This window comes from Beduini sp., assembly GCF_047239305.1.
Lineage (GTDB): Bacteria > Bacillota_I > Bacilli_A > Erysipelotrichales > Coprobacillaceae > Beduini.
The window spans coordinates 356,007-380,974 of sequence record NZ_JBKTEM010000001.1; the positions used below are offsets into that span (position 1 = coordinate 356,007).

Annotated in this window: 24 protein-coding genes; 21 read left to right on the top strand and 3 right to left on the bottom strand. The window is 36.4% G+C overall.

Annotated elements, in window-relative coordinates; all coding sequences use genetic code 11:
* Window positions 1–105 precede the first annotated feature (105 nt).
* The 9 genes from ACLRVU_RS01875 (at window position 106) to ACLRVU_RS01915 (ending at window position 8,493) form a co-directional block, all read left to right on the top strand.
* Entirely contained in the window at window positions 106–501 is a 396-nt protein-coding gene (locus ACLRVU_RS01875; protein WP_147548586.1) for a YbaN family protein, read from the top strand.
* A complete protein-coding gene (locus tag ACLRVU_RS01880; RefSeq protein WP_412890455.1) occupies window positions 498–809 on the top strand; it encodes a nitrous oxide-stimulated promoter family protein in 312 nt (103 codons plus the stop codon). Before ACLRVU_RS01875 ends, ACLRVU_RS01880 begins: the two co-directional genes overlap by 4 nt.
* Entirely contained in the window at window positions 802–2,547 is a 1,746-nt protein-coding gene (locus ACLRVU_RS01885; protein ID WP_412890456.1) for an ABC transporter ATP-binding protein/permease, read from the top strand. The genes ACLRVU_RS01880 and ACLRVU_RS01885 overlap by 8 nt, the downstream gene beginning before the upstream one ends.
* Window positions 2,540–4,201: an amino acid ABC transporter ATP-binding/permease protein gene (locus ACLRVU_RS01890; protein WP_412890457.1), complete on the top strand. Its 1,662-nt coding sequence runs from the start codon at window positions 2,540–2,542 to the stop codon at window positions 4,199–4,201. The genes ACLRVU_RS01885 and ACLRVU_RS01890 overlap by 8 nt, the downstream gene beginning before the upstream one ends.
* Before the next feature lie 78 nt (window positions 4,202–4,279).
* Window positions 4,280–4,663: a hypothetical protein gene (locus ACLRVU_RS01895; RefSeq protein WP_412890458.1), complete on the top strand. Its 384-nt coding sequence runs from the start codon at window positions 4,280–4,282 to the stop codon at window positions 4,661–4,663.
* Window positions 4,664–4,812: 149 nt separating this feature from the next.
* Window positions 4,813–5,565: a MurR/RpiR family transcriptional regulator gene (locus tag ACLRVU_RS01900; RefSeq protein WP_412890459.1), complete on the top strand. Its 753-nt coding sequence runs from the start codon at window positions 4,813–4,815 to the stop codon at window positions 5,563–5,565.
* Window positions 5,566–5,779: 214 nt separating this feature from the next.
* On the top strand, window positions 5,780–7,174 hold the full coding sequence (locus tag ACLRVU_RS01905) for a 6-phospho-beta-glucosidase (RefSeq protein WP_412890460.1): 1,395 nt from the start codon (window positions 5,780–5,782) through the stop codon (window positions 7,172–7,174).
* A gap of 110 nt (window positions 7,175–7,284) precedes the next feature.
* Complete coding sequence (locus ACLRVU_RS01910; RefSeq protein WP_147548600.1) at window positions 7,285–7,668, top strand: MerR family transcriptional regulator; 384 nt, start codon at window positions 7,285–7,287, stop codon at window positions 7,666–7,668.
* A 66-nt stretch (window positions 7,669–7,734) separates the two neighbouring features.
* Window positions 7,735–8,493, top strand: a complete 759-nt coding sequence (locus ACLRVU_RS01915; protein WP_412890461.1) for an alpha/beta hydrolase — start codon at window positions 7,735–7,737, stop codon at window positions 8,491–8,493.
* A gap of 35 nt (window positions 8,494–8,528) precedes the next feature.
* Here the strand turns inward: ACLRVU_RS01915 and pduL are convergent, their stop codons facing one another.
* Window positions 8,529–9,098, bottom strand: a complete 570-nt coding sequence (pduL, locus tag ACLRVU_RS01920) for a phosphate propanoyltransferase (RefSeq protein ID WP_041139363.1) — start codon at window positions 9,096–9,098, stop codon at window positions 8,529–8,531.
* Between the two features lie 225 nt (window positions 9,099–9,323).
* Here pduL and cdaA point away from each other — a divergent pair, with 225 nt between their 5' ends.
* The 12 genes from cdaA (at window position 9,324) to ACLRVU_RS01980 (ending at window position 22,552) form a co-directional block, all read left to right on the top strand.
* Window positions 9,324–10,130, top strand: a complete 807-nt coding sequence (gene cdaA / locus ACLRVU_RS01925) for a diadenylate cyclase CdaA (RefSeq protein ID WP_147548604.1) — start codon at window positions 9,324–9,326, stop codon at window positions 10,128–10,130.
* A 1-nt stretch (window position 10,131) separates the two neighbouring features.
* Window positions 10,132–11,508, top strand: a complete 1,377-nt coding sequence (locus tag ACLRVU_RS01930; RefSeq protein WP_412890462.1) for a YbbR-like domain-containing protein — start codon at window positions 10,132–10,134, stop codon at window positions 11,506–11,508.
* A gap of 92 nt (window positions 11,509–11,600) precedes the next feature.
* Window positions 11,601–12,257, top strand: a complete 657-nt coding sequence (locus ACLRVU_RS01935; protein ID WP_147548608.1) for a response regulator transcription factor — start codon at window positions 11,601–11,603, stop codon at window positions 12,255–12,257.
* A complete protein-coding gene (locus ACLRVU_RS01940) occupies window positions 12,257–13,567 on the top strand; it encodes an ATP-binding protein (protein WP_412890463.1) in 1,311 nt (436 codons plus the stop codon). The genes ACLRVU_RS01935 and ACLRVU_RS01940 overlap by 1 nt, the downstream gene beginning before the upstream one ends.
* An 86-nt stretch (window positions 13,568–13,653) precedes the next feature.
* Complete coding sequence (ligA, locus tag ACLRVU_RS01945) at window positions 13,654–15,645, top strand: NAD-dependent DNA ligase LigA (protein WP_412890464.1); 1,992 nt, start codon at window positions 13,654–13,656, stop codon at window positions 15,643–15,645.
* On the top strand, window positions 15,642–16,703 hold the full coding sequence (locus tag ACLRVU_RS01950; RefSeq protein WP_412890465.1) for a CamS family sex pheromone protein: 1,062 nt from the start codon (window positions 15,642–15,644) through the stop codon (window positions 16,701–16,703). Before ligA ends, ACLRVU_RS01950 begins: the two co-directional genes overlap by 4 nt.
* 14 nt (window positions 16,704–16,717) lie before the next feature.
* Entirely contained in the window at window positions 16,718–17,008 is a 291-nt protein-coding gene (gatC, locus tag ACLRVU_RS01955; RefSeq protein WP_412890466.1) for an Asp-tRNA(Asn)/Glu-tRNA(Gln) amidotransferase subunit GatC, read from the top strand.
* Window positions 17,008–18,459 carry an Asp-tRNA(Asn)/Glu-tRNA(Gln) amidotransferase subunit GatA gene (gene gatA / locus ACLRVU_RS01960; protein ID WP_412890467.1) on the top strand — a complete coding sequence of 484 codons (1,452 nt, stop codon included), beginning with the start codon at window positions 17,008–17,010 and terminating at the stop codon, window positions 18,457–18,459. Before gatC ends, gatA begins: the two co-directional genes overlap by 1 nt.
* A complete protein-coding gene (gatB, locus tag ACLRVU_RS01965) occupies window positions 18,459–19,886 on the top strand; it encodes an Asp-tRNA(Asn)/Glu-tRNA(Gln) amidotransferase subunit GatB (RefSeq protein ID WP_412890468.1) in 1,428 nt (475 codons plus the stop codon). Before gatA ends, gatB begins: the two co-directional genes overlap by 1 nt.
* Before the next feature lie 58 nt (window positions 19,887–19,944).
* Window positions 19,945–20,595 (top strand): hypothetical protein, encoded by a 651-nt coding sequence (locus ACLRVU_RS01970; protein WP_412890469.1) that lies wholly within the window; start codon window positions 19,945–19,947, stop codon window positions 20,593–20,595.
* Between the two features lie 33 nt (window positions 20,596–20,628).
* Window positions 20,629–21,978 carry a 23S rRNA (uracil(1939)-C(5))-methyltransferase RlmD gene (gene rlmD, locus ACLRVU_RS01975; protein ID WP_412890470.1) on the top strand — a complete coding sequence of 450 codons (1,350 nt, stop codon included), beginning with the start codon at window positions 20,629–20,631 and terminating at the stop codon, window positions 21,976–21,978.
* 181 nt (window positions 21,979–22,159) lie between these two features.
* Entirely contained in the window at window positions 22,160–22,552 is a 393-nt protein-coding gene (locus ACLRVU_RS01980; RefSeq protein ID WP_412890471.1) for a hypothetical protein, read from the top strand.
* A 360-nt stretch (window positions 22,553–22,912) separates the two neighbouring features.
* Here the strand turns inward: ACLRVU_RS01980 and ACLRVU_RS01985 are convergent, their stop codons facing one another.
* A complete protein-coding gene (locus ACLRVU_RS01985; protein ID WP_412890472.1) occupies window positions 22,913–24,109 on the bottom strand; it encodes a S8 family peptidase in 1,197 nt (398 codons plus the stop codon).
* 100 nt (window positions 24,110–24,209) lie between these two features.
* Window positions 24,210–24,821, bottom strand: a complete 612-nt coding sequence (locus tag ACLRVU_RS01990) for a sugar O-acetyltransferase (protein WP_412890473.1) — start codon at window positions 24,819–24,821, stop codon at window positions 24,210–24,212.
* Between the last annotated feature and the right edge of the window lie 147 nt (window positions 24,822–24,968).

The window sequence follows — 24,968 nt, forward strand, 5'->3', positions numbered from 1 at the left end:
CTATGCTATACTTATCTAAGAGTTAGAATCAACTAACACAAAAGGACGCAAGTCCTTAAAACATTGATCAAAAAGTTAGAAGGTTATAACAATTAGGAGGAGACTATGAATCATAGAATATTACGTATTATGTGTTTAGGACTAGGTATTTTATTTTTAGTGATTGGATGTATCGGTGTTGTTTTGCCTGTCTTGCCAACCACGCCATTTTTACTGCTGGCTTCTTTTTTCTTTGCAAGGGGATCTGATAAGTTTCATCAATGGCTGATTCATACGAAGCTTTATCAAAATCATATTCATGAATTTGTCACAACCAAGGCGATGACTTTAAAAACAAAACTAACAATATTATTGCCGGCTTCATCCATGATGATTCTTGCAATCTTTATCTGTCCGGTGATCTACGGACAACTATTTATTGTTTTTTTAATCTTCTTTAAGTATTATTATTTCTTTTTTAGAATCAAAACAATTACACCACAGCTGGAGGGAGAATCATGAACATAGAAGCAAAAAGGGAAAAGGAAAAAGAATTGATCAAAACTTTGATAAACCTTTATTATGCACATCATGAAAATCTAAGTGAGCATCAAGATTTATTGGAGTATGCGATAAGAAAAATTGATCGCTGTCCTAAAATGGAGACAAAGAGCTTTTGCAGTCAATGTGAGATTCATTGCTACGATACCAAAAGAAGAGAATTGATTCGACAAGTTATGCGTTACAGCGGACCGAGGATGCTGTTTAAGCGTCCGATACTTGTTTTAAAGCATTTTTACTATCAGAAATTAGGAGGTCAACATGATTAATAAACGATTAATGACATTGTTGGAGGGGAATCTATCCCCCATTAAAAAGACAGTGTTTTTCCAATGGCTAGGCTTGCTTGCCAATATCGTCTTTAATGCAGCGATTGCTTATGCTTTGGCAACTGCTTACAAGCAGCAATTAACATTGGCTAAACTGAGTGTTGTGGCCATGGTTATTGCAGTGATGATAAGTCTGCGATTTTATTGGAGTCAAAAAGCGATAATGGCAGGACATAGTGCTTCTTTAGGGATTAAAAAAACATTGCGTGAAAAAATTTATAATAAAATTTTAGAGTTAGGGATGCACTATACAGATTTCTTTCCAACCAGCAAAGTCGTTCAGATGAGTATGGAAGGGGTAGAACAACTGGAAATCTATTTCAGTAAATATTTACCGCAGCTTTTTTACAGCCTGCTATCACCGATTACTTTATTTATTCTGTTTTCTTTTATCAGCTTAAAAACAGCTCTTTTACTTCTAATCTGTGTACCGCTGATTCCAATATCAATTGTAGCTGTACAGAAATTTGCGAAAAAACTGCTGTCACGCTATTGGGGATCGTATATGCAGTTAGGCGATAGCTTTTTAGAAAATTTAAGAGGATTAACAACATTAAAAGCCTATCAGGCAGATGAGAGAAAAACAAAACAGATAGATGAGGAAGCAGAAACATTCCGTAAAGTGACAATGAAAGTCTTAACAATGCAGCTGAATTCAATTTCGGTGATGGATTTCATTGCTTTTGGAGGCGCTGCTTTAGGCATTATCCTCGCTGTTTTTGAATTCCGCAACGGTCGTATTTCTTTAATGGGGATGCTGCTGATCATTTTGTTATCCTCTGAATTCTTTATTCCCTTGCGTCTGCTTGGCTCATTTTTCCATATTGCAATGAACGGGATGAGTGCCAGTGACAATATTTTTAAGATCTTAGATCATCCATTAGAAAAAATTGGAGAACTTGAACTTCGTCTTAAGGAGAATATTGAAATTAAAGCAGAGCATGTTTCATTTGGTTATAACGAAGAAAAGGAAGTGCTGAAAGATTTAAGTTTTAAGATTCCTGCTCATTCATTTGTCAGCTTTGCCGGGATTTCGGGTAGTGGAAAAAGTACGATTGCGAATATTTTAGCCGGACATCATCAGCACTATCAAGGCAGCATTCAGCTTAATGGAAAGGAGCTATCCAACATTAATCAAAAAAATCTTATGGCGAACGTTACTGTCGTTAATAATGATGGCTATCTATTTGCCGGAGATATCACTTATAATCTGCAGATGGGGAATACAGCAATTACCCAAGAACAGATGTGGGCAGCATTGCATGAAGTGAAATTGGACAGCTTTATAAAAGAGCATGGTGGGTTAAGCATGCCGATACTGGAAAAAGGAAGCAATCTTTCCGGCGGACAGCGACAAAGACTGATTTTAGCGAGAGCCTTACTTAAAGATTCGCCGATTTATATTTTTGATGAAGCGACATCTAATATTGATATTGAAAGTGAAAACGCCATTATTAAAGTGATTGAAAATTTAAGAAAACATAAAACAGTGATCATGATTTCCCATCGTTTAGATAATGCCGTTCATGCAGATCAAATCTACATGCTAAAAGAGGGAGAGATCATCGAACAAGATACCCATGCAGGCTTATATCAGTTAGACGGAGAATATGCACGTGTATATAAACAGCAGGAAGAACTGCTGAATGTTTTAGGAAAGGAGACAACTCATGAATAGGGGTGCTTTAACGATCATGAAAAAATTAATCGGCTTGGTCTTTCCTTTATTACATATCATGTTAATTGCCATTTTGTTTGGTGTTATTGGTTATCTGTGTGCCATCTTTATTACTGTTCTAGCGGCTATGGCAGTTCTAAAAGGAATGGGGCTTGCTGTTGCTCTATCTTTTGAACATATTTTAATTCTGATTGGACTGTGTGCTTTATTTAGAGGAATTCTGCGTTACATTGAACAGGCTTCTAACCATTATATTGCCTTTAAACTCTTAGCTTTGATCAGACATCAGGTATTCATGAAATTAAGAACTCTAGCGCCGGCAAAACTTGAAGGAAGAAACAGTGGTGATTTGGTTTCATTGATTACCAGTGATATCGAATTATTAGAAGTGTTCTATGCTCATACAATTTCTCCGATCATGATTGCTATTTTAGTTTCAGTCATTATGATTGGCTTTATCGGGCAGTATCATTTGCTTTTAGGAATCGCTGCGGCGACAGCCTATTTAACAGTCGGAGTATTCTTGCCTATTCATTTTGGAAAAAAAGGAAGAGAAGCAGGACAGAACTATCGTGACCGCTACGGTAAAATGAATGGTTTTATTTTAGACAGCTTACAGGGAATCAAAGAAAGTATTCAGTATAATCACGGACAGTACCGTTTGGCAGAAATGAATAAGGGTATGAAAAATATTGAACAGGATCAGACATGCTTAAAAAAACTGGAAGCAAAAAGCTATGCGACGAGTGACATTTGTGTGCTGCTTTTTTCAACGATTATGATGGTCAGCGGCATCTTGCTGTATCAAGGTAATGCTATTTCCTTTGGGGGACTTGTGGTGTGCAGTATTGCCATGATGTCTTCCTTTGGTCCGGTAGTCGCTTTAAGCAATCTGTCAAATAATCTGCATCATACTTTAGCAAGCGGTAATCGTTTGCTGGAATTGCTTGAAGAAGAACCGAGAATAAAAGAAATTACGGGAGAGAAGCCGATTCAATACGGAGAAATGAAGATTGAACATGTCTCTTTTGGTTATGATAATGAAATGATTATCGAAGATGCGGACCTCATTTTGCCTAAAAACAAAATTATTGGGATTCATGGTAAAAGCGGCAGCGGAAAATCCACTTTGCTTAAACTGATGATGCGTTTCTTTGAGCCGCATAGCGGTCAGATTGTTTTAAACGGACGTTCTTTAAATCATATCAATACGCATGATTTACGTGATATAGAAGCCTATGTCATTCAGGAAACTTATCTATTCAATGATACATTAGCTAATAATATTGCCTTAGCTAATCCTGATGCAACGCTAGAAGAAATCAAACTGGCGGCAAAAAAGGCCTCGATCGATGAATTCATTGAATCTTTGCCGGAAGGTTATATGACGAAAGCGGGGGAATTAGGAAATCAATTATCGGAAGGGCAAAAACAGCGGATCGGCATTGCCAGAGCCTTTCTTCATCAGGCTGACATTATTTTACTGGATGAGCCTACTAGCAATTTGGATAGTTTAAATGAGGCAGTCATCTTGAAATCTTTGAAAGAAGAGAGTGAAGGAAAAACCATCGTTTTAGTTTCACACCGTAATTCGACAATGAATATCGCCGATGAGGTGTATGAAATGAACGCCGGACACACACTTTTGCTTTAAGATAATCTCTGTTTTCCTTCACACAATCTTACCATATTTTTCAGATATACTTGAACAGTATCTGAAAGGAATGAAAATATGGAAAAACAAAACAAACGCTTTCCGAAATTAACGATTTTATTTTATGTTTTAGCCATTCTTACATTTATTTACAGTATCTTTAGTATTTACAAATCGTATGAATATGTAAATGCTCTTGTAAAGGCAGGACAATTAACGATCAGCAGCAGTATTGGGGATGTTATTCAATACTTTGTAGATAATAGCTCGGCTTATATTTTCTATGGATTCGGGTTTGGTGCATTTGGGTATCTGATTTATTTATTAAAAAATAAAGAAGCGGAAACGGACATACCTGCTGCCGCAGAAGAATTTGCTTCGATTGATGAGGAAGAAGACCTTTTAGAAGATGAAGAAGCAGATCTGACTATTGAAGCAGTGACTGAAGAAACTGACGAATAGTCAGTTTTTTACTTTCAACAAACAATAGTTATTCTTTAAAATAAAATTGAAATAATGTATAATAGTCTAAAAGCGGGGTGACTGTGATGCAGGAAGTCGATATTATCTATAATCTATTATCTTTTATAAATACATCTAATCGGGAGGATATGAATTACACTATTGCCCTGACTGTTTTACAAAACTTAAATAAGGTACCTAGCTGCAGTGTGAATGAGCTGGCGGATATGTGTTATACTTCTATTGCGACAATCAGTCGTTTCTGTAAATATTTCGGCTGTGAATCATTTATTCAGTTTAAGCAGGAGATTCGTGATGGGCTAGTCAAAGCGAAAGCTGAGCTGTGTTTTGATCCGACTGAAAAAGAAGCGCTGCTTAAAGAGCCGCAGCAATTAGTCAAGAAAGTTTATGATCTTACGATTCAGTCCTTGATGATGAATGTTAATATGAATATTCATGAAGTGGATCGCATCTGTTCTAAAATCTACGAAGCAAAAAAGGTGCATTTTTTTGGCTATCAGTTCTCAAAAGTAGTAGCAAGTGATATTCAAATGAAATTCATGAAGTTAGGAAAATTCATTTATTCCTTCAATAGCCGCGGCGAAGAAGATTTAAAATATCGTGTCGTAGATAAAGACAGTTTAACGATTATTCTTTCCGTGTCGGCAAACAGTGATCAAATCAAAGAGATGATCCAAAGCTTACGAGAGAAGGGGGCTGCTTTGCTTTTGATTACCTGCAACCGGGAATCACCGGTGTTAGATAGCGTGGATGAATATTATTTTGTGGATGGATTAGAAAGTGATTTTACTGATTCATCATTATCGGGGAGCATTAATTTTTTAACGGCTTTAAATGTTGTATATATACGTTATGGAATGCTTTATCAAAAAAACGGGTAGCCGTTTTTTTGTTTTCCTAAGCTATTTCATTTCTTTTAGTAAAATAAGATGAAGTTTCCACTTATAGCTTGAAAATGGGGTTAAGAAACATAAATTAAAAAGTTTCATGTTCTGGTAAACGTTTTCAAATTTTGCAAAAAGATACCAATTTTTCTGTAATACGGTATACTCCTATTGTGGACGGGGATCCAGATAATAATTAGGAGGAAGATAAATGGAAAAGAAACCTGTAAAAATCGTTACAATTGGTGGAGGAAGTAGTTATACTCCAGAACTAATGGAAGGATTTATCAAACGTTACGATGAGTTACCAATCAAAGAAATTTGGTTAGTAGACTGTGAAGCTGGTAAAGAAAAATTAGAAATCGTTGGTGCAATGGCGCAACGTATGTGGGATGCAACTCCATATGGTGTTAAAGTTCATTTAACTTTAGATAGAAGAGAAGCTTTAAAAGATGCTGATTTCGTAACTACACAATTCCGTGTTGGTTTATTAGATGCACGTATCAAAGATGAAAGAATCCCATTCTCTCATGGTATGTTAGGTCAAGAAACTAATGGTGCCGGAGGTATGTTCAAAGCATTCAGAACTATTCCTGTCATCTTAGGAATCGTTGAAGATATGAAAGAATTATGCCCTAATGCATGGTTAATCAACTTCACTAATCCATCTGGAATGATCACTGAAGCAGTTATCAAACACGGTGGATGGAAAAAATGTATCGGATTATGTAACGTACCAGTAGGTGCTTTATTAAGCGAACCACCAATGTTCGGATTAACTGAAAGAGAATGTATCCATCAATTCGCTGGTTTAAACCATTTCCATTGGCATAAAGTAACTGATGCTCAAGGTAATGATTTAACTGACAAAATTATTGACAATATGTACAAAGATGTTGAAGATGGAACACCTGCAAACATCCATGATGTTAAATTCTTAAAAGATCATTTAAAACAAGTTCAAGTTATTCCTTGTGGATACCATAGATATTACTATATGCATGATGAAATGTTAAAACATGGTATTGAAGAATTCAACACAATCGGTACTCGTGCTCAACAAGTAAAAGTAACTGAAGCTGAATTATTCGAATTATACAAAGATCCTAACTTAAACTACAAACCAGAACAATTAACTAAACGTGGTGGAACTCACTACTCAGATGCAGCTTGTGAATGTATCAACTCTATCTACAATGATAAGAGAACTCACATGGTTGTAAGTACACAAAACAATGGTGCAATCACTGATTTACCATACGATTCTATCGTAGAAGTTTCAGCAATCATCTCTGGTAAAGGAGCTATGCCTTTAACTTGGGGTAAATTTAATCCATCTGAAAGAGGTTGGGTACAAATCATGAAAGCTATGGAAGAATGTGTTATCGAAGCTGCAATCACTGGTAACTATGGTTTAGCTTTAGCTGCATTCGAAATGAATCCACAAGTAGAACATGGTGCAATCGCTAAAACTGTACTAGATGAATTATTAGTAGCTCATGAAAAATATTTACCACAATTCGCAGATAAAATTGCTGAATTAAAAGCAGCTGGTGTTGCTTCAAAAGATCCAGTAGTTATGGATTTAATGGTAAACGGACACTAATATAATGACTAAACCTTGCTTAGGCAAGGTTTTCTTTTATCATAAACAGCAAATCAAGGTTGTCTTTTTTTCGCTACTTATGGTATTATAAAATGAAGGTGGTGGTAGCAGTGACAATTAAAGAAGTAAGTGAAAGATTCGGACTTTCCAGTGATACTTTGCGTTACTATGAAAAAATAGGATTGCTTGATCCGGTTGAAAGAAACAGCAGTGGAATCAGAAATTATCAGGAGAAAGATTTGGCACGCATTCAGTTTTTAAAATGTATGCGTATTTCCGGTTTGAGCATTGAGATGCTGAAAAAGTATATTCATCTCTTCCACGAAGGCGATCAGACCATTGCTCAGCGTAAAATGATTTTGGAGCAGCAGCGCCATGAACTGCAAAGCAAGATGCAGGAATTGCAGGATTCATTGGATCATTTAGATCATAAGATAGAGACATATGAAACAAATTTAGTGCGATTAGAAAAAGAGATGGCATTAAAAAATTAAATGAGGATAGGTTTTATGCCTATCTTTTTGTTTTAATGCTATAATGAAACAAAAGGGGGAGATTAGATGATCATAAAAAAAGAGGTGCTGATTACACCGTTTCAATTACCTCGCTTACTGCATATTTATTTACCGAAACATTATGAAGAAAGTGATGAAAGCTATCCGGTAATGTATATGTATGACGGACATAATCTCTTCCATGACGAAGATGCTACTTATGGAAAGTCATGGAGGATGGAAGAATATCTGGATTATATGGAAACGAAATTGATTGTTGTAGGGATTGAATGCAATCATGAAGGCAATGAGCGTTTAAATGAGTTTTGTCCTTTTGATGTTGATCATCATCATTTTGGAAAGATTACAGGTAAAGGAGAAGTGTTCATGGATTGGGTTGTAGAGGAACTAAAGCCAATGATAGATTCGATGTATCGGACTCTTAGAGATCGTGAGCATACGGCAATCGGCGGAAGTTCAATGGGCGGCTTGATGGCACTGTATTCGGTAGCTAAATACAATGATTATTTTTCAAAGGCGGCGAGTTTATCTCCGGCGGTAAGTTTTTGCTATAAAAAGACAAAGGAAATGATCAGTCACTATCCGATTGATCCTAAAACTTGGGTATATATTGATTGGGGAAGTGATGAATCAAGAAATAAGCAGCTGTTAACTTATGCTACCAGCCGCAATCTTGAAATCGCTCATCTTTTTGATGTTCAGGGAGCTTCTGTGTATCCGCGTATCATCATTAATGGTAAGCATAATGAGGAGACTTGGGAACAGCAGGTTCCGATCTTTATTGATTATTTATTTGGCAAATAAAAAAACATCCGCAGATGTTTTTTTTGTTTTTATAGTTATTTAATGATGATACCTTCAGTTGGTCCGCCTGCTGCATTGGATTCATCAGTATCGATATGCATTGCTGTTGCATAACTAGGGCTGACACGGCAAACAACATCTCCAAAAGTAAGGGATCTTCCGTTTGTTTCCACTTGTACACTAACGATTTGTTTGTCGGCAACACCGAATTTTTCAGCGTCTTCAACAGTTAAGTGGATATGTCTTTTAGCGGCGATAACACCGAAAGGAATTTCGATTTCACCTTTAGGTCCGACTAATTTACATCCTTGAGTTCCTTCTAAATCTCCTGATTCACGAACTTCTGCTTTTAACCCGATTGAACGTGCATCTGTCAATGAAATTTCTACTTGTGTATGATCTCTGACAGGTCCCAAAATACTTACTCTTTGCATTTCGCCTTTAGGTCCGACAATAGTTAATCTTTCTTCACAAGCAAATTGCCCCGGCTGAGAAAGTTCTTTCTTTTTTGTTAATTCATATCCTTCTCCAAACAAAGCCGCTAATGCTTTTTTGCATACATGAATATGACGTGCTGAAGTTTCTACAATAATTTTTTCTGCCATAAAATATCTCTCCTTTATACAATCTTATTTTACACTATTTCGCATGATGTTCAATCCTTTTGCATTAAATTATGAAAACTTTTTTATAATCCTGCGAAAAAATTATTGATGTTAAAATTTTAACAAGTTTCGGCATATTTTTACAGTTTTCTAATTTTTATTTTTTCTTATGTAACTAGGATAATAGGCTCAAATTTGTTATAATAATAGTAAGAGGTGGGGATAATGGACAATTTATTTGACATGATAACATTACCAAGCATCATTACTTTTTTACGGTTTGGTTTAGATTTATTTTTAGTTTGGATTTTATTTTACTATTTGATCAGCATCGTTCGTAAAAACTTACGTACGTTACAGATATTTAAAGGAATTTTAATTATTTTGATCGTGAAGTTATTAACGACAGCTCTGAATTTAAAAACATTAGGCTATTTAGTGGATACGGTGTTAATGTGGGGAGCAGTGGCACTGTTTATTATCTTTCAGCCTGAAATTCGTGCAACTTTGGAAAAGATTGGGAAAGCAAATCTGTCAGCACCGGTCCGCAGTACAATGGATACCGCCAAGAAGCATTATATCTTGGATGAAGTGACACGGGCACTACAATTCTTTTCAACTAATCGGGTGGGTGCATTGATCTCTTTTGAATTGAATCAGTCTTTGGAAGATTACATTGCGGCAGGAACTCAGATTCATGCGGATATCAGTTATGAACTGATTTTAACTATCTTCTATGAAGGAACTGCACTGCATGATGGCGGAATGATTATTCAAGGTGATAAAATTGCGTGTGCAAGTGCTTTTTTTGAACCGACAAATCGTGAACTGAGTCCGATATATGGGGCACGTCATCGTGCGGCTTTAGGACTTAGCGAAGTCAGTGATGCCTTGACGATCATTGTTTCTGAAGAAACAGGAAATGTGTCTTTTGCTAAAAACGGAGAATTGATTCGTATTCCATTAGTGGAACTTTGGGATCGCTTAGCTAAGGAGTTAGGCTGGGAAGATACGATAAAGGAGGGAAAATAAAATGGCAGATGAGAAAAAAGATAAGAAAACATCCGAAGGCTCAACTGACTTTTTCCTTAACTTTATGAAAAAGCGACGTGAACAGGAACCTAAAAAAGAAGAACCGCAAGAAAAAGAAAAGCGAGTTCCTCTAAAAAACAGTGTTTTGGATAGTGTTTATGCGATCATTGATGCCATCAATCATGTGATTGAAGGGATCTTAATGGACGATCGAAAATCTAAGTGGCTTTCGCTCGTCATGGCGGCGATTCTGTTTATCACAGTGAATGGGTCTTCCATTACGGCAACGACAGAGCGTACAGTAGAAGATGTTCCGGTAAGCATCATAAATCTTGATGAGAATTATGCGGTAACCGGAGTGCCGGATAAAGTAACACTGAAATTAACCGGGAATGTAGTGAATCTGCAGTCTGCGGTTTATAAGGGCGATTATTCTGCTTATATTGACTTAAATGGCTACAGTGAAGGAACGTACACCATGGATATTAAAGTTAAAGGTCTTTCGGGCGGCATTACGGCAGTGGTCTCTCCGGGCAGTGCAAGTGTAACTTTATCCCCTAAGGAATCACGTGTCTTCGCATTAAGCTATAAATACATTAATGAAGATCAAAAAGATGCGAAGTATGTTTTAGAACCACCTGTGTTATCAAAATCAGAAGTGACGGTAACATCAGGACGAGAAACTTTAGATGCAATCAAATATGTACAGGCAGTCATTGATGTTAAGCAAGTGAATGCTTCCTTTACTCAAAAGGCAACGGTAAAAGCATTTGATGAGTATAATAATGAATTGCAGGTAGATGTAGAGCCGGCAACTGTGGATGTGAGTGTCAGCGTGACTTCTTCAAGTCAGCAGGTACCAGTCAAAGTGAATCGAGTAGGTACGATGGATGACAGTTTAGCGATTGCTTCCATTACCCCGTCTGTTACGACGGCAATGATCTATGGTGCAAAAGAAAATTTAGAAAACGTAAAAGCGATTTATGCTTCTGTTGATGTCTCACAAATTTATGAAAATAAAGAAGTATATGGGGTACCGATCGAGTTGCCTTCTGGAGTCAACAGTGCTTCGATTGATACGATTAATGTCAGCATTGTGGTAGAAAACCGAATCAGTAAAACGATAAATGATGCTGAAATCAAAGTGTTAAACAATACAGCTAATCGAAAAGTCGATTTCAACAGCGTTATTACAGTCAGTGTTTCCGGTGCTGCTTCAAAGATTTATGCTTTGGATAGCTCTGTAATTCAGGCAACAATTGATATTAATGGGCTGGAACCGGGAGAATATGAAATTCCGGTGACCTTGAAATCAACCGATTCCTTGTTAGATGTTAAGTTATTAAGTGAAGAAAAAGTAAAAGTGAAAATAGAGTAGTGGAAACTACTCTATTTAGTTTCACATATTTCCACACATTATTACAATAATGTGCTTATATGTTTTTAATAAAGTATAAATGAGGTGATAATATGAAATACCGTATCAATATTATAGATGATGAAAAACAACTAAATGATTTAGTGAGAACCTACTTGGAAAAAGAAGGGTTTTATGTTTATTCTTTTTATACTTATGATGAAGCTTTATTACATATTGAAGATGATGTGCATTTATGGATTGTTGACATCATGCTGGATAAAGAAAGCGGATTTGAACTGCTGAATCAAATCAAAGCTGTAAAGCCGGATATGCCGATTGTTTTCATGTCGGCAAGAGATCAGGAATTAGATCGCATTATTGGTTTGGAAAAAGGTTGTGATGAATATATCACAAAGCCGTTTGCCCCTAAGGAAATGGTATTAAGAGTACATAATATTTTGAAACGTGTCTATAAAAATAATCCGTTCTTAATTTCCATAGATGGCTATTTAATTGATGAGGTTAAGCGTAAGGTGCTAAAAGACGAAGAAGAAATTGATCTAACGACAAAAGAGTATGATCTGCTGCTGTTCTTCTTAAAGAATCGTTCGCTGGCAATTTCGCGTGAACAAATCTTGTCAAAAGTATGGGAAGAATTCTATTTTGGCAGTGATCGTGTTGTGGACGATACGCTAAGAAGATTAAGAAAGAAAATGCCAAACTTAAATATCAAAACTATTTACGGCTTTGGTTATCGTTTAGATTAATGAGTAAGCGTTTAACTTTGCTTCAGCAGTTAGGATTATTAGTTATGGGGATCTTACTGCTGATTATTTTTGTAGTGTCCCCGCTGATTAACCGCAATCTAAATAATTTAGTAAGCAGTCAGATGTTTGAAACTATTCAAGCGAACCAGCTGGATTATTTAAAGGATTACTATAATCCGTATGATAAAGGAAAAGAAAAACAGGTCTATCATATCACCCGAAGAATCGTGAATGATGCGATTCAGTGGGAAGCTATTCCCCCATTAACAGTAATGACAACACGTGATATGGTTCAGGAATTATTTTCTAAAAACGTGGCAGAGCAGACAGAAACAATCGAGAATTATATTGCTGAATATCATGGTCAGAAAATTTATTATACCATTACTAAATTAGCCGATGACGGAAGCTATATCATCTCATTTGTTTATAATGATTATTCGACAGAACTGCTGAACTCCATCAAAAATGAATTAGTTTATGTTCAGTATATTGTATTATTTATTGTAGCTTTGATCATGACGATTTGGGTATTCACTTTTATTAAGCCGCTGCAGAAGATAAAAAATTATATTGAAACGATTAAACGTGGTGAAAAGGGAATTTTGGATATCGAACGAAATGATGAAATCGGTCAAGTATCTATGGCATTAGTGGATATGAAAAATGAATTGGATCAGCAGGAAAAACTGAAAGAGGAATTCATGCATAATATCTCACATGATTTAAAAACACCGATTGCAGTTATTAAAAGTTATGCGGAAAGTATGAAGGATGATATATATCCTTATGGTACTAAAGAATCATCATTGGACGTTATTTTAGAAAACACAGAACGATTGGAAAATAAAGTGCAGTCTTTCCTATATTTGAATCGATTGGATTATATAAATCAGGATGAACTGATCTTAGATGATGTGAATATGAATGAATTGATCGGCAAGATTAAATCTCAATTAGATGTCAGTGATGAAATCATCACAGTGATTGAAAATACAGAAGCCCTGATTTTTAAAGGGCAAGAAGAACACTGGCGCAATGTGCTGGAAAATATCATTGAGAATGCCAAACGCTATTATCAGCATCAAATCATTATTACGATTGATGAATTCAGTATCTCGATCTTTAATGATGGACCGACAATCAATCAAAAACTGCTGAAAGAAATATTTAAGCCTTATTCAAAAGGAGAGAAAGGTAACTTTGGACTCGGGCTGTCGATCGTTAAAAAAGTAGTGGATATGTATGGATATGCAATTCAAGTAGAAAATATGGAAAATGGGGTTACTTTTAAAATTACAAATAGATAATGATTTGAATTATCTATTTTTTTTATGAATTTGTTTTAAAGAAATGACATCTTTGGTATAATAAGACAATGAATGGAGAGTTGATTATGTCATTGGAAAGAATAAAGGAACTAACAAAATTATTAAACCAAGCAGGTTATGAATACTATGTTTTAGATAATCCTACGATCAGTGATCAGGAATATGATCGCTTGATGCAGGAATTGATGGCATTAGAAGAAAAGTATCCGGAGTATCTGTCTCCGACTTCTCCCTCACAGCGAGTAGGGGGTGTGGTTTTAGATTCATTTAAAAAAATTACACATACAAAAAGCATGCTGTCATTAGGCAATGTTTTTTCAAAAGAAGAATTAATTAGCTTTGATCAGCGAATTCAAGAGGCACTTCAAAAATCAGTGGAGTATGTTTGTGAACTTAAAATAGATGGATTAGCTGTTTCTTTAGTATATAAAAATGGTGAGTTGGATTATGGAGCAACACGAGGTGACGGAACAACCGGGGAAGATATTACGCATAACGTAAAGACGGTGAAATCGATTCCTTTAACGATTCCTTATACTGGAGATTTAGAAGTGCGTGGAGAAATCTTCATGCCTAAGAAATCGTTTGACGAATTAAATGAATTACGTAAAAAAGACGGGGTAGAACTCTTTGCTAATCCACGTAATGCCGCTGCTGGAAGTGTGCGTCAGCTAGATTCTGCTATTGCGGCACAGCGTAAACTGGATGCTTTTTTATACATGGTTCCGGATGCTTTGGATTATGATTGTGTTACACATTATGATTCCTTGCAATGGATTGCTTCATTAGGATTTAAGACGAATCCGCATACCCGTATTTGTCAAAATATTGAGGAAGTTTGGGCATATATTCAAGAGTTCAGCGCTAAGCGCAGTGAATTGCCTTATGAAATTGATGGAATTGTTATTAAAGTAAATGATATTGAATTGCAAAATCAGTTAGGATATACTGTAAAAGTTCCTAAATGGGCAACGGCTTATAAATTTCCCGCAGAAGAAGTGATCACTAAATTAAAAGATATTGTTTTTACTGTAGGACGAACAGGACAGATTACACCAAATGCAGTTCTTGAACCAGTTCGTGTAGCAGGAAGTCTTGTTCAGCGTGCATCGTTACATAATGAAGATAATGTCGTATCCAAAGATATTCGCATCGGTGATTATGTGGTCGTAAGAAAAGCCGGAGATGTTATACCGGAAGTTGTTCGTCCGGTGATTGAACGCCGGGATGGCAGTGAAAAGAAATTTGAGATGACAAAAGTTTGTCCAAAATGCGGAGAACCTGTTTCTCGTGAAGAAGATCAAGCGGCGTATTTCTGTCACAATCCACATTGTGATTCAAAGAAGATTGAAAAGATCATTCATTTTGTCAGCCGTGATGCCATGAATATTGACGGACTCGGTGAAAAGATAGTTGAACAGTTCTATAATCAGGGCTTTATCAAAAACATCGAAGAAATCTATTATTTAAAAGACCATGTCAATGAAATTATCGAATTAGATGGTTTTGGACAAAAATCAATGGATAATCTTGTTGAAGCGATTGAAAAAAGCAAAGCGAATTCATTAGAAAAACTGCTGTTTGGTTTAGGAATCCGCGGTGTTGGAGCGAAAATGGCAGAAGTGTTAGCGGCACGCTTTAAAACAATGGAAGCATTGATGGAAGCAAAATATGTTGAACTCATCAATATTAATGATGTTGGAGAGACCATTTGTGAAGCTATCTTAGACTATTTCAGAGAAGAAGATAACAAGGTCTTGATTCATCGGTTAAAAGAACTGGGCTTAAATATGACTTATTTAAAAGAAACAAACTTTAGAGAAGATACCCCTTTCTCTAATAAAACGGTGGTTGTGACCGGTACGTTAGAAAAATACAATCGAAATGAGATCAAAGAACTTTTAAAACAGCTAGGGGCTAATGTTACAAACAGCATTTCTAAAAAGACAGACTTCTTAGTCTGCGGTAAAGATGCCGGAAGCAAGTTAGAAAAGGCTGAAAAAATTGGCGTTCGAGTGATTATGGAAGAGGAATTTGAAAGGATGGTGTCAGAATGAAGAAAAGTATAATTTGTTTATTGGTACTTAGTTTTTGTTTAACGGGCTGTAAGAAAGTAAAAGATACCATCAATAAAGAAACAAGTGCAGAAAGTGCAGTGGCCAATTCATTTGATAATACCTACTATAATACGATCAATACGAATGGCAGTGCGATCCGAGAAACGGTTTATAACGATCTTTCCAGCAACCAGAATGATTATAATACAATTGGGAGAGGACTTCAGATCCTTTCCCTGGATTATTTTTCAAATAAAGATCATTATTTGAAAGAAGGAAGCCATATTTCGGCAGATGATTATAGCAATCTATTGGGAAGAAGCGAGTATTCTATTCAGATCCCAAAAGGGGAAACTGTCGATGGCGTCACTGATCCGGCTATCTTTGAGTCAATTGTGCAGCAGGAATACGTTAAAAAGAACGGTGATCAGTATACTTTGTCGGGAATTTCCATAGCGATTGCGGTATCACCGGATGCAGAAGTTAATGGTGTGACAAAAGAGTTTGCTCAGGAAAACATTATTCGCTATTCTAAAGAAGCCATTACGAAAACCTATAACTATTTTGCCAGTCAGTATGAAGATTTAGCGAATGTGCCGATCTTAGTCAGTGTCTATCAATTGGCAAAGGCAACTGATGCAACAAGCGGTAAATTTATATTAAGCAGCTATTGTCAGGGCGGTGCTGGTGATATTAAAAATGTAGATATGGAAACGGTCGTATTTACCAGTGATCGTGCCAAGGAAATCGATAATGCTTTATCAAGTCAGTTTGTATTATTTAAAGAAAAAATAAAAAATGCAGCGATCGATGCAACCGGAGTGGTTGGATACGCAACTTATTTAAATGGAAAAATTATCAGTATGCGCATTGAATTTAGATTAAACACAAAGACTTTTACAGAAACCAATGCTTTAATGAATGTGGCGGCGAGTGAAATGGACAGCTGCTTTACAACGGAGTTTGATATAACCGGCATTGTCTATGCGCAAAATCAATTACAGGGCTTTATCTTGAAAAAAGCAGGAGAAAAAGCATATAGTCATACAATTTATTAGAGAGGATTTTGAATATGAACGAAACAGAAGAAATGTTGAAAGCATTAGGATTAAAAACAATGTTTGCGATCAGTGATGAAGAAATGCCAGCATTAGTAAAAGAATACGAAGTATTTATGAGCCATGTGGAGGTATTGGATAAGATTGATACAAGCGAAGTTGATATCATGGCTTTCCCTTATGAGATTGAAACCTCTTTTTTAAGAGAAGATGTACCAAATCATGTGATCAGTATTGAAGATGCTTTGAAAAATGCACCGAGTGTTGAAGATCATCAAATAAAAATGCCAAAGGTGGTGGGATAATGTACGGACTAACAATTACACAGCTGCATGAAATGCTAAAGAATAAAGAAATAGATATTAAAGCGTATTATGAACAGCTTTTTAATGACAGTCAAAAGGTTCAACAGCGTTTGAATGCCTTTGTTACCATTACTAAAGAAGAAGCTTTGGCAAAACTGGATGGTTTTGAGTTTGATGAAAATAACTGGTTAAGCGGGATTCCCTTTGTCGCTAAAGATAACTATTCTACTTTAGGAATCAAGACAACAGCATCAAGCCGTATGTTAGAACATTATGTGCCTATCTATAATGCGCATGTGATTGACTTGTTGAATGAAAAAAAATGTATCATGATCGGAAAGGCAAGCATGGATGAACTGGCAATGGGCGGAACGAATAAATCGGCTTTGACCGGACCGGTAGGCAATCCTTATGACGCAAGTCGTATTGCCGGAGGATCTTCTGGAGGAAGTGCGGCAATTGTAGGAAGTGGGTTAGTTCCGTTTGCCTTAGGAAGCGATACTGGAGATTCCATCCGCAAACCTGCGGGGTACTGCGGTGTCATCGGATTCAAACCGACATGGGGAAGGATTTCACGTTATGGCGTTATTCCTTATGCTTCTAGTTTAGATCATGTTGGAGCCTTTACCCGTACCGTTGAAGATATGGCGATTGTTATAGAAGCAATGAGTGGCAGAGACGATCGTGACATGACTTCTTCAACTCGTCCGGTAGAAGCGTATTACGATCATCTCACAAGCGATATTCAGGATAAAAAAATGGCAGTAATTAAAAATATATATGATCAAATATCAAACAGTGAAATTAAAGAAAATTTTGATCACATGATCGATTTATATAGAAAAATGGGATGTACAGTTGACTTTGTAGAGTATGACGAAACTTTATTGAAAGCGATGCTACCAACTTATACGATCATCGCTAATTCTGAGGCAACCAGCAACCATGCTTGTTTGGATGGTGTGAAGTATGGTACAAGAGTTGAGGCTGCCACTCCCGATGAAGTGATGATTGCTTCACGTACCAACGGCTTTGGAGCCCATATTAAGCGTCGATTTATTTTAGGGAATTTAGCCTTAGCTACTCAGAATCAAGAAAAAATGTTTAGAAAAGCACAGCGAGTAAGACGCTTGATTGTTGAAGAACTAAATCGAATTTATGATCAGTATGATTTGATTTTAGGACCTACTGCGGGACATGTGGCAGCTAAAATCAATGAGGAAGAAACAGATCGTCTGACAGACGAATATCTGATCTTAGAAAATCATTTGGTTTTAGGTAACTTTGCGGGAACACCAAGTCTGACTCTGCCATGTGGATTTGTTGATGGAATGCCGATCGGTATCAATATCATGGGTAAATTGTTTGAAGAACAAACCGTTCTTAATGCCGCTTATGCATTAGAAAAAGAATTGGGATTGAAAAATAAATATGCAAAGGGGGAAGCATAATGAATTTTGAAGTCATCATCGGATTAGAAGTCCATTGCGAATTAACGACACAATCAAAGATGTTTTCTGGTTCACCTGTCACCTTTGGACAAGCACCGAATACAAAAGTAAATGAAGTCGATTTAGGGATGACGGGAACAATGCCGGTCTTAAATAAAACTGGAGTCGAATATGCTGTTCGTGTTTGTCATGCCTTAAATATGGAAATTGATGAACTGCTTCGATTTGACCGTAAAAATTATTACTATTCTGACTTACCGAAAGGATTTCAGATTACACAGGATCGCTTCCCAATTGGGCGTAATGGAACAATGGAAATTGAAGCTGACGGCAAAAAGAAGACGATTGAAATCGAACGCTTACATATGGAAGAAGATACTGCAAAGCAATTGCATTTTGATGACCATACACTGATCGATTACAACCGCTCAGGGATTCCTTTAATCGAAATTGTAACTAAACCTAATATTCGCAGTGGTAAGGAAGCTGCGGCTTATTTGGAAAAATTACGTTCTATTTTCCTTTATACAAAAGTAAGTGACGCAAAAATGGAAGAAGGATCAATGCGTTGTGATGTCAATGTGTCTATCCGCCCATTTGGAAGTGATAAATTCGGTACACGTACGGAAATTAAAAACTTAAATTCTATTTCCAATGTACAAAAAGCGATTGAGTTTGAAGTCAGCAGACAAGAAAAAATTCTGCTTCAAGGCGGGAAAGTTTTGCAAGAGACACGCCGCTACGATGAAGGCTTGAAAGAAACTGTCTTGATGCGTTCAAAAGGAGATGCTGTAGACTATAAATATTACGCAGAGCCTAATATTCTGCCAATTCGTTTGGATCATCAATGGGTGTTGGATATTAAAGAAGCCTTGCCGGAGATGCCGGAAGCACGTATTTTGCGCTACACGGAAAAATATCAGCTGCCTAAAAAAGACGCTAAAATCTTAGTGGCAACAAAAGAAATTTCAGATTATTATGATGAAGCTATTCAATTTACCAAGGAATGGAAATTAGTCTGCAACTGGCTGTTAGGAGAAACGATGGCTTATTTAAATAAGTCCAACATGACTATTGAAGAAATTAAGATGACGCCTAAATCTTTAGCCGAAATGGTAAATTACGTTGTCGATGAAACGATTTCTAGCAAACAGGCGAAGAAAGTATTTGATTTAATGATGGAGACAGGTAAGGAGCCGGAAACAATCATCGAAGAAAATCATATGAAACAGATTTCTTCTGTAGATGAGATCAGAAAGATCGTTTGTGATGTACTGGATAAAAATCCTCAGTCAATCGAGGACTATAAGAACGGAAAAGATCGTGCTGTCGGATTTCTAGTTGGACAAATCATGAAAGTGACTGGCGGACAGGCAAATCCGGGTGTAACTAATAAGGTATTGATCGAAGAATTAAAGGCGAGATAACAACTTTTCTATACTTATTGAGAAAATTTTGATACAATATCGTTAAGAGGGTGAAAAAATGAGTGATAGTAATAAAAAACAACTTCGACATGCCAGATCAGAGGATTCAAAGCGTGTAGATGACAATACATCAGCACCAAGAAGAAGACGTACAAAAGAAAGTAAAGGAAAACGCAAGTTCAAGCCGATTTATATTATTCCGATTGTTTTTGTTGTTTGCTGTTTAGGATTTGCTTACTATATGTTTAGTTCTTTGAATACAAAAGGACCGGTTTATGGTCAGCGTTGTTCAAGCGGTATGACATTGGATCTTTCTAAGATGACTGAAGCACAAGAAAAAATCAGTCAGACAGAAGGATTGTCTTCAATTAAAATCAGTACGGATTGTCTTATCATTAAAATGGAATTCAAATTTAATGATGATGTTGCATTGGAAGATGCTAAACAAATGGTTATTGATGCAACTCACGTTTTTGATGATACCATGGGGTATCCTAAGAATTCAGAAGAAGATGCTTATTCTAAAATGCTGTCGGTAGATGGAGACAGACGTCAGTATGATTTAGAAATCGTTTTATATGGTGGTCAGGAAGGATTCCCGGCTTATGGAACGAAGCAGTATCGAAATAACGAGATTACCTTTACAGATGCGAATGCTAAAGATCAAGCTTTGGCGGATAGTATTGTAGCAGGACAAAATAACGAATAAACGAGCATTGCTCGTTTTTTTAAAGGAGAATAAATGAAAAAAAATGATTATTTTGAAGCCGAATGTGTCGATTTAACACATGAGGGACAAGGAGTAGTAAAAGTAAACGGGATTCCTTATTTTGTTAAAGGGATGCTGATTGGTGAAACTGGGAAACTTAAAGTGATTAAACAGCTAAAAAACTATGGGATTGCTCGTTTGATCGAATTGAATGCTGTATCTAAGGATCGTGTGAAGCCACGCTGTCTTGTATATAAGCAATGTGGTGGCTGCCATCTTCAGCATTTATCAAAAGAAGCACAGCAGCGCTTTAAGCAGAAGCGTGTTCAAGATGTTATGCAGCGAATAGGGAAAGTAGACTGTGAAGTAGCACAAACACTTGTTCAAGAAGATCCTTGGTTTTACCGCAATAAAGTGCAAATGCCAGTCGGTTATGTTAATGGGCAATTAGAAACAGGATTTTATAAGCAGCATTCCAATGACATTATTCCGACTAAAGAATGTTTTATTCAAAACCATGCATCAAATCGATTGGTTAATCGTGTGAAAGAATTGATGATAGAGTATAGAATTGAACCCTATGATAAATTGACAGGAAAAGGGATGGTACGTCACATTCTGACGAAATACGGATTTAAAACAGACCAGCTGATGCTTGTTTTGATTACCAACAAAGAACAGTTTAAACATAAACAGGTTTTTATTGATGTTCTAACGAAAGAATTTCCTAATTTAAAAACGATTATTCAAAACATTAATTCACGTCGTGATAATGTTATTTTAGGTGAAAAAGAGAATATTTGGTTTGGAAAAGGCTATATTCAGGATGTATTAAATGGATTAACATTTAATATATCATCGAAATCGTTTTATCAAATCAATCCGCCGCAAGTGGAAGTTCTTTACAATAAAGCGATTGAACTGGCAGATCTGCAGCCAACTGATACGGTTATTGATGCTTATTGCGGAATCGGTACAATCTCTTTATGCATGGCAAAGTCAGCAAAAAAAGTCATTGGTGTTGAAATTGTTGAACAGGCGATTGCTGACGCTAAAAAGAATGCAGAAATCAATCATATCGATAATGTAGAATTTTTAGTTGCGGATGCTGCCGAATATATGACTAAACTAGCGGATGAAGGGGTACATATCGATGTTGTGATGGTGGACCCGCCTAGAAAAGGCTGTTCTACCGTATTTTTAGATGCTGTGGTCAAATTAGATCCTCGTAAATTAGTGTATATCTCATGTGATCCTTCTACTCAGGCACGTGATATTGCCTATTTAACTCAATTTGGTTATCAAGTGAAAGGACCCTGTCAGCCAGTTGACCTATTTGCTCAAACTTATGGGATCGAAAATATTGTACAGCTTTCAAAATAATACTTTAAGATAATGGATTGCATTAAAGTGCTTCATTATCTTTTTATTTTATAAATATAGTAAATGAGATATACTAATTAAAAAGAGAACAGAATAGATAAACAGATGTATACAGCTGAGCAGATTTCTTTGTTTTGCAGAATTCATATTAATACCAAGAAAGCATTGCCGATTCTTTCCGGTGAAAAAAGCACTAACAAGCTTTATCGATGCTAGAGACATTGGAGAATTTACTGCAAAGATTCAAACGGTCCCGCAGAAGTATTTAAATCAAGCATATTCCATTACAGTACCTAAAGCAATGGAATACGATGAAGTATCAACACTATTAAGTGATTTGCTTGGAAGAAAGATTTATTATGCCAATCCTAGCCCGAGATTCGTTAAAAAGTATTGGATTGAAATTCGAAAATTGGATAAAGAATATGCGGCGGTTATGGGAATGCTTTATAGGAATACACGTTTGGACAACGCTAAAAAGGTAACACGTACCTTTGAAAAGGTTATGAATAAAAAGCTAAGAGCTTTTCAAGAGTTTGCAATGGGGAATAGAGAAGCTTGGTTGAATGAATAATCAGAAACTGAATTTTTTGCGGTGTTTATTTGAAAGTTTTGGATATGTTGGTCAGTTTTATCAATAGGATGAAACCATATAAGTTTAGTTGGAAATTTATTCAAAATTAAACGACTATTAAGAAATTTACAGAAATAGCGCAAACTGATTAAATCAAAAAATATGAATTGTAATTTAATTAAAAGGTTAAAGGTTTGTTTTTTAACATATCACTTCATCTGAAAATATATTATTTAGACAGTTTATTTTAAAATTGAAGGTTCACTCTAAAATATACTTTTTCAATATAATAAAAACTTGTCTGCTAACGAAATCGAAGTATCTATTCGATTTCATTTACAAACAAGGGATCTTATCAGGCTATAACTTATTATTTTGCTGTAAATAGCGTGCCAATTCAAACATAGCATGGGTATCTAATAAACCACCTGTTACGACTTTCCCGTTAAGTTCTGGCTTTTTTTCGGCACTGGAAAGAATGATAGCTTTCATCATGGCTGTGGAAATATGGGGGTAATAAGATTTCAGCAAGGCTGCGGCGCCAGCAACATGAGGAGCTGCCATGGAAGTCCCATTTTTAGGCGTATATTCCCCCTCTAAGCCAAGGCTTAAAATATTAGTTCCCGGAGCTCCGATATCAACACTTTTAATGCCAAAATTGGAAAAATCGGCTAAGGCATCTTCGGGGTCTGTTGCTGCCACGGCAATGATATTATCACTTTCATAAGCGGCGGGATAAACAGGATCAAGATCATTATTAGTCCCATCATTGCCGGCTGATGCAATAAACAGTCCATCATATTCATCAATGGCCTGTTTCAATGCATAGGAATATCGACGGCCCCCCCAGCTTGCATTCAGGATTGGAATATTAAAATAATTAGAAAAATCAATAGCGGCAATTGCAGAAGCAGTGTCTAGTCCAAATTTCATGGAAACGACTTCTACATCCCAGCACACACCGGTTATTCCGATATGATTGTTACCTACTGCTCCCACTGTTCCAGCTACATGGGTTCCATGTCCGTTGGTATCCAAAGAATTCAAATTATCTTCAGCAAAGTTCCAGCCGTTTTCTATTTTTCTGTTTTCCGATACCCACATATTCGCCTTGATATCTGGGTGATGATTGTCAATGCCGCTGTCTATAATCCCGACCGCTACGGATCTATTTCCGGTCGTATAATTCCATGCCAATGGAGTTTTAATTTTCTTAATACCCCAAAGCTGATTAAATAATGGATCGTTTGAAACAACATGCAGTTCTTCTATATAATCCGGTTCTGCATATTCGATATACGGATTGGCAGATAATTTCTCAACAGCATCCAGCACCGCCACTTTATCTTTGTTTTTTAGATAAATTAAAAGTATATCTCCAGCGCTGCTGTTTTTCATATTCTTTTTGGAATGAAAGATCACTTCTACTTTTTCATAATCGATTCCATTCAATAGATTTCCAATATTATGTTCTAAAGAGAGGGAAGGATCAAGATTCTTATCTAATGCAGCCACTACCTTTCCAGCTTCATAACGGTCGCTATTTTCATTATACATATCGATTCTCCTTTACTTGTGCTAATGATAATGTATGCAGGTAAAGCCGATAATGTGACATGGTTTAAAAACGGATAGAAAAAAGATAGCCGACCACTATCTATAATGCCATTTCATATTCTTTTTGTTGTTTTATCCAATACTCGCGGTCTTGAGCCGATAGAGCGCGAATAATGCGGCAAGGGTTTCCAGCAGCGATAACGTTTGCAGGGATATTTTTAGTTACCACAGATCCTGATCCGATAATGGTTCCTTTTCCGATTTCAACCCCGGGATTAATGACAACACTGCCACCGATCCAAACATCATCACCGATTACAACAGGCAAGGCATATTCTAATCCTGATTTTCTGACTTCTTTATCGATAGGGTGAGAAGCGGTATAGATAGATACTCTAGGACCGATCATAACATTGTTCCCTAAGGTAATACGATTTAAATCTAAGAAAATACAGTCGAAGTTAATGAAACAATCATCACCGACAGATATATTTGACCCATGGCTACAGTAAAAAGGCGGTTTTACATAGAGACCTGTTCCGGCAGAACCGAATAATTCGCGAATAAGCTGTTCACGCTTTTCATTTTCATCCGGGGTTGTTTGATTGAACAGATAACTTAGACGCCGACCATGCTGTTTCATCTGACCGATTTCTTCTCCCTCGCTCCTATATAATTTTCCAGCTAATAAACGCTCTTTATTATTTACCATACATTCCTCTTTCTTTTATGAAATATCCTTATCTTTTAAACTTTTTACAAGGTTGATCTCTTGTGGGTATTTCCTTTATTGCCTGTTTCAAACTGTCACTTCATTTATAATAGACACGGACATATCTTTTTGTCAAGTTAGCATGAA

Excerpts from the sequence above, each read along its gene's own strand:
- pduL (WP_041139363.1), bottom strand. The coding sequence starts at position 9,098 with ATGGCAGAAAAAATTATTGTAGAAACTTCAGCACGTCATATTCATGTA.
- ligA (WP_412890464.1), top strand. The coding sequence starts at position 13,654 with ATGTCATTGGAAAGAATAAAGGAACTAACAAAATTATTAAACCAAGCA.
- ACLRVU_RS01985 (WP_412890472.1), bottom strand. The coding sequence starts at position 24,109 with ATGTATAATGAAAATAGCGACCGTTATGAAGCTGGAAAGGTAGTGGCT.
- ACLRVU_RS01930 (WP_412890462.1), top strand. The coding sequence starts at position 10,132 with ATGGCAGATGAGAAAAAAGATAAGAAAACATCCGAAGGCTCAACTGAC.
- ACLRVU_RS01970 (WP_412890469.1), top strand. The coding sequence starts at position 19,945 with ATGAGTGATAGTAATAAAAAACAACTTCGACATGCCAGATCAGAGGAT.
- ACLRVU_RS01900 (WP_412890459.1), top strand. The coding sequence starts at position 4,813 with ATGAATTACACTATTGCCCTGACTGTTTTACAAAACTTAAATAAGGTA.
- ACLRVU_RS01915 (WP_412890461.1), top strand. The coding sequence starts at position 7,735 with ATGATCATAAAAAAAGAGGTGCTGATTACACCGTTTCAATTACCTCGC.
- ACLRVU_RS01890 (WP_412890457.1), top strand. The coding sequence starts at position 2,540 with ATGAATAGGGGTGCTTTAACGATCATGAAAAAATTAATCGGCTTGGTC.
- ACLRVU_RS01875 (WP_147548586.1), top strand. The coding sequence starts at position 106 with ATGAATCATAGAATATTACGTATTATGTGTTTAGGACTAGGTATTTTA.
- gatB (WP_412890468.1), top strand. The coding sequence starts at position 18,459 with ATGAATTTTGAAGTCATCATCGGATTAGAAGTCCATTGCGAATTAACG.
- ACLRVU_RS01880 (WP_412890455.1), top strand. The coding sequence starts at position 498 with ATGAACATAGAAGCAAAAAGGGAAAAGGAAAAAGAATTGATCAAAACT.
- ACLRVU_RS01990 (WP_412890473.1), bottom strand. The coding sequence starts at position 24,821 with ATGGTAAATAATAAAGAGCGTTTATTAGCTGGAAAATTATATAGGAGC.
- ACLRVU_RS01935 (WP_147548608.1), top strand. The coding sequence starts at position 11,601 with ATGAAATACCGTATCAATATTATAGATGATGAAAAACAACTAAATGAT.
- ACLRVU_RS01950 (WP_412890465.1), top strand. The coding sequence starts at position 15,642 with ATGAAGAAAAGTATAATTTGTTTATTGGTACTTAGTTTTTGTTTAACG.
- gatC (WP_412890466.1), top strand. The coding sequence starts at position 16,718 with ATGAACGAAACAGAAGAAATGTTGAAAGCATTAGGATTAAAAACAATG.
- ACLRVU_RS01885 (WP_412890456.1), top strand. The coding sequence starts at position 802 with ATGATTAATAAACGATTAATGACATTGTTGGAGGGGAATCTATCCCCC.
- ACLRVU_RS01905 (WP_412890460.1), top strand. The coding sequence starts at position 5,780 with ATGGAAAAGAAACCTGTAAAAATCGTTACAATTGGTGGAGGAAGTAGT.
- gatA (WP_412890467.1), top strand. The coding sequence starts at position 17,008 with ATGTACGGACTAACAATTACACAGCTGCATGAAATGCTAAAGAATAAA.
- rlmD (WP_412890470.1), top strand. The coding sequence starts at position 20,629 with ATGAAAAAAAATGATTATTTTGAAGCCGAATGTGTCGATTTAACACAT.
- ACLRVU_RS01940 (WP_412890463.1), top strand. The coding sequence starts at position 12,257 with ATGAGTAAGCGTTTAACTTTGCTTCAGCAGTTAGGATTATTAGTTATG.
- ACLRVU_RS01895 (WP_412890458.1), top strand. The coding sequence starts at position 4,280 with ATGGAAAAACAAAACAAACGCTTTCCGAAATTAACGATTTTATTTTAT.
- cdaA (WP_147548604.1), top strand. The coding sequence starts at position 9,324 with ATGGACAATTTATTTGACATGATAACATTACCAAGCATCATTACTTTT.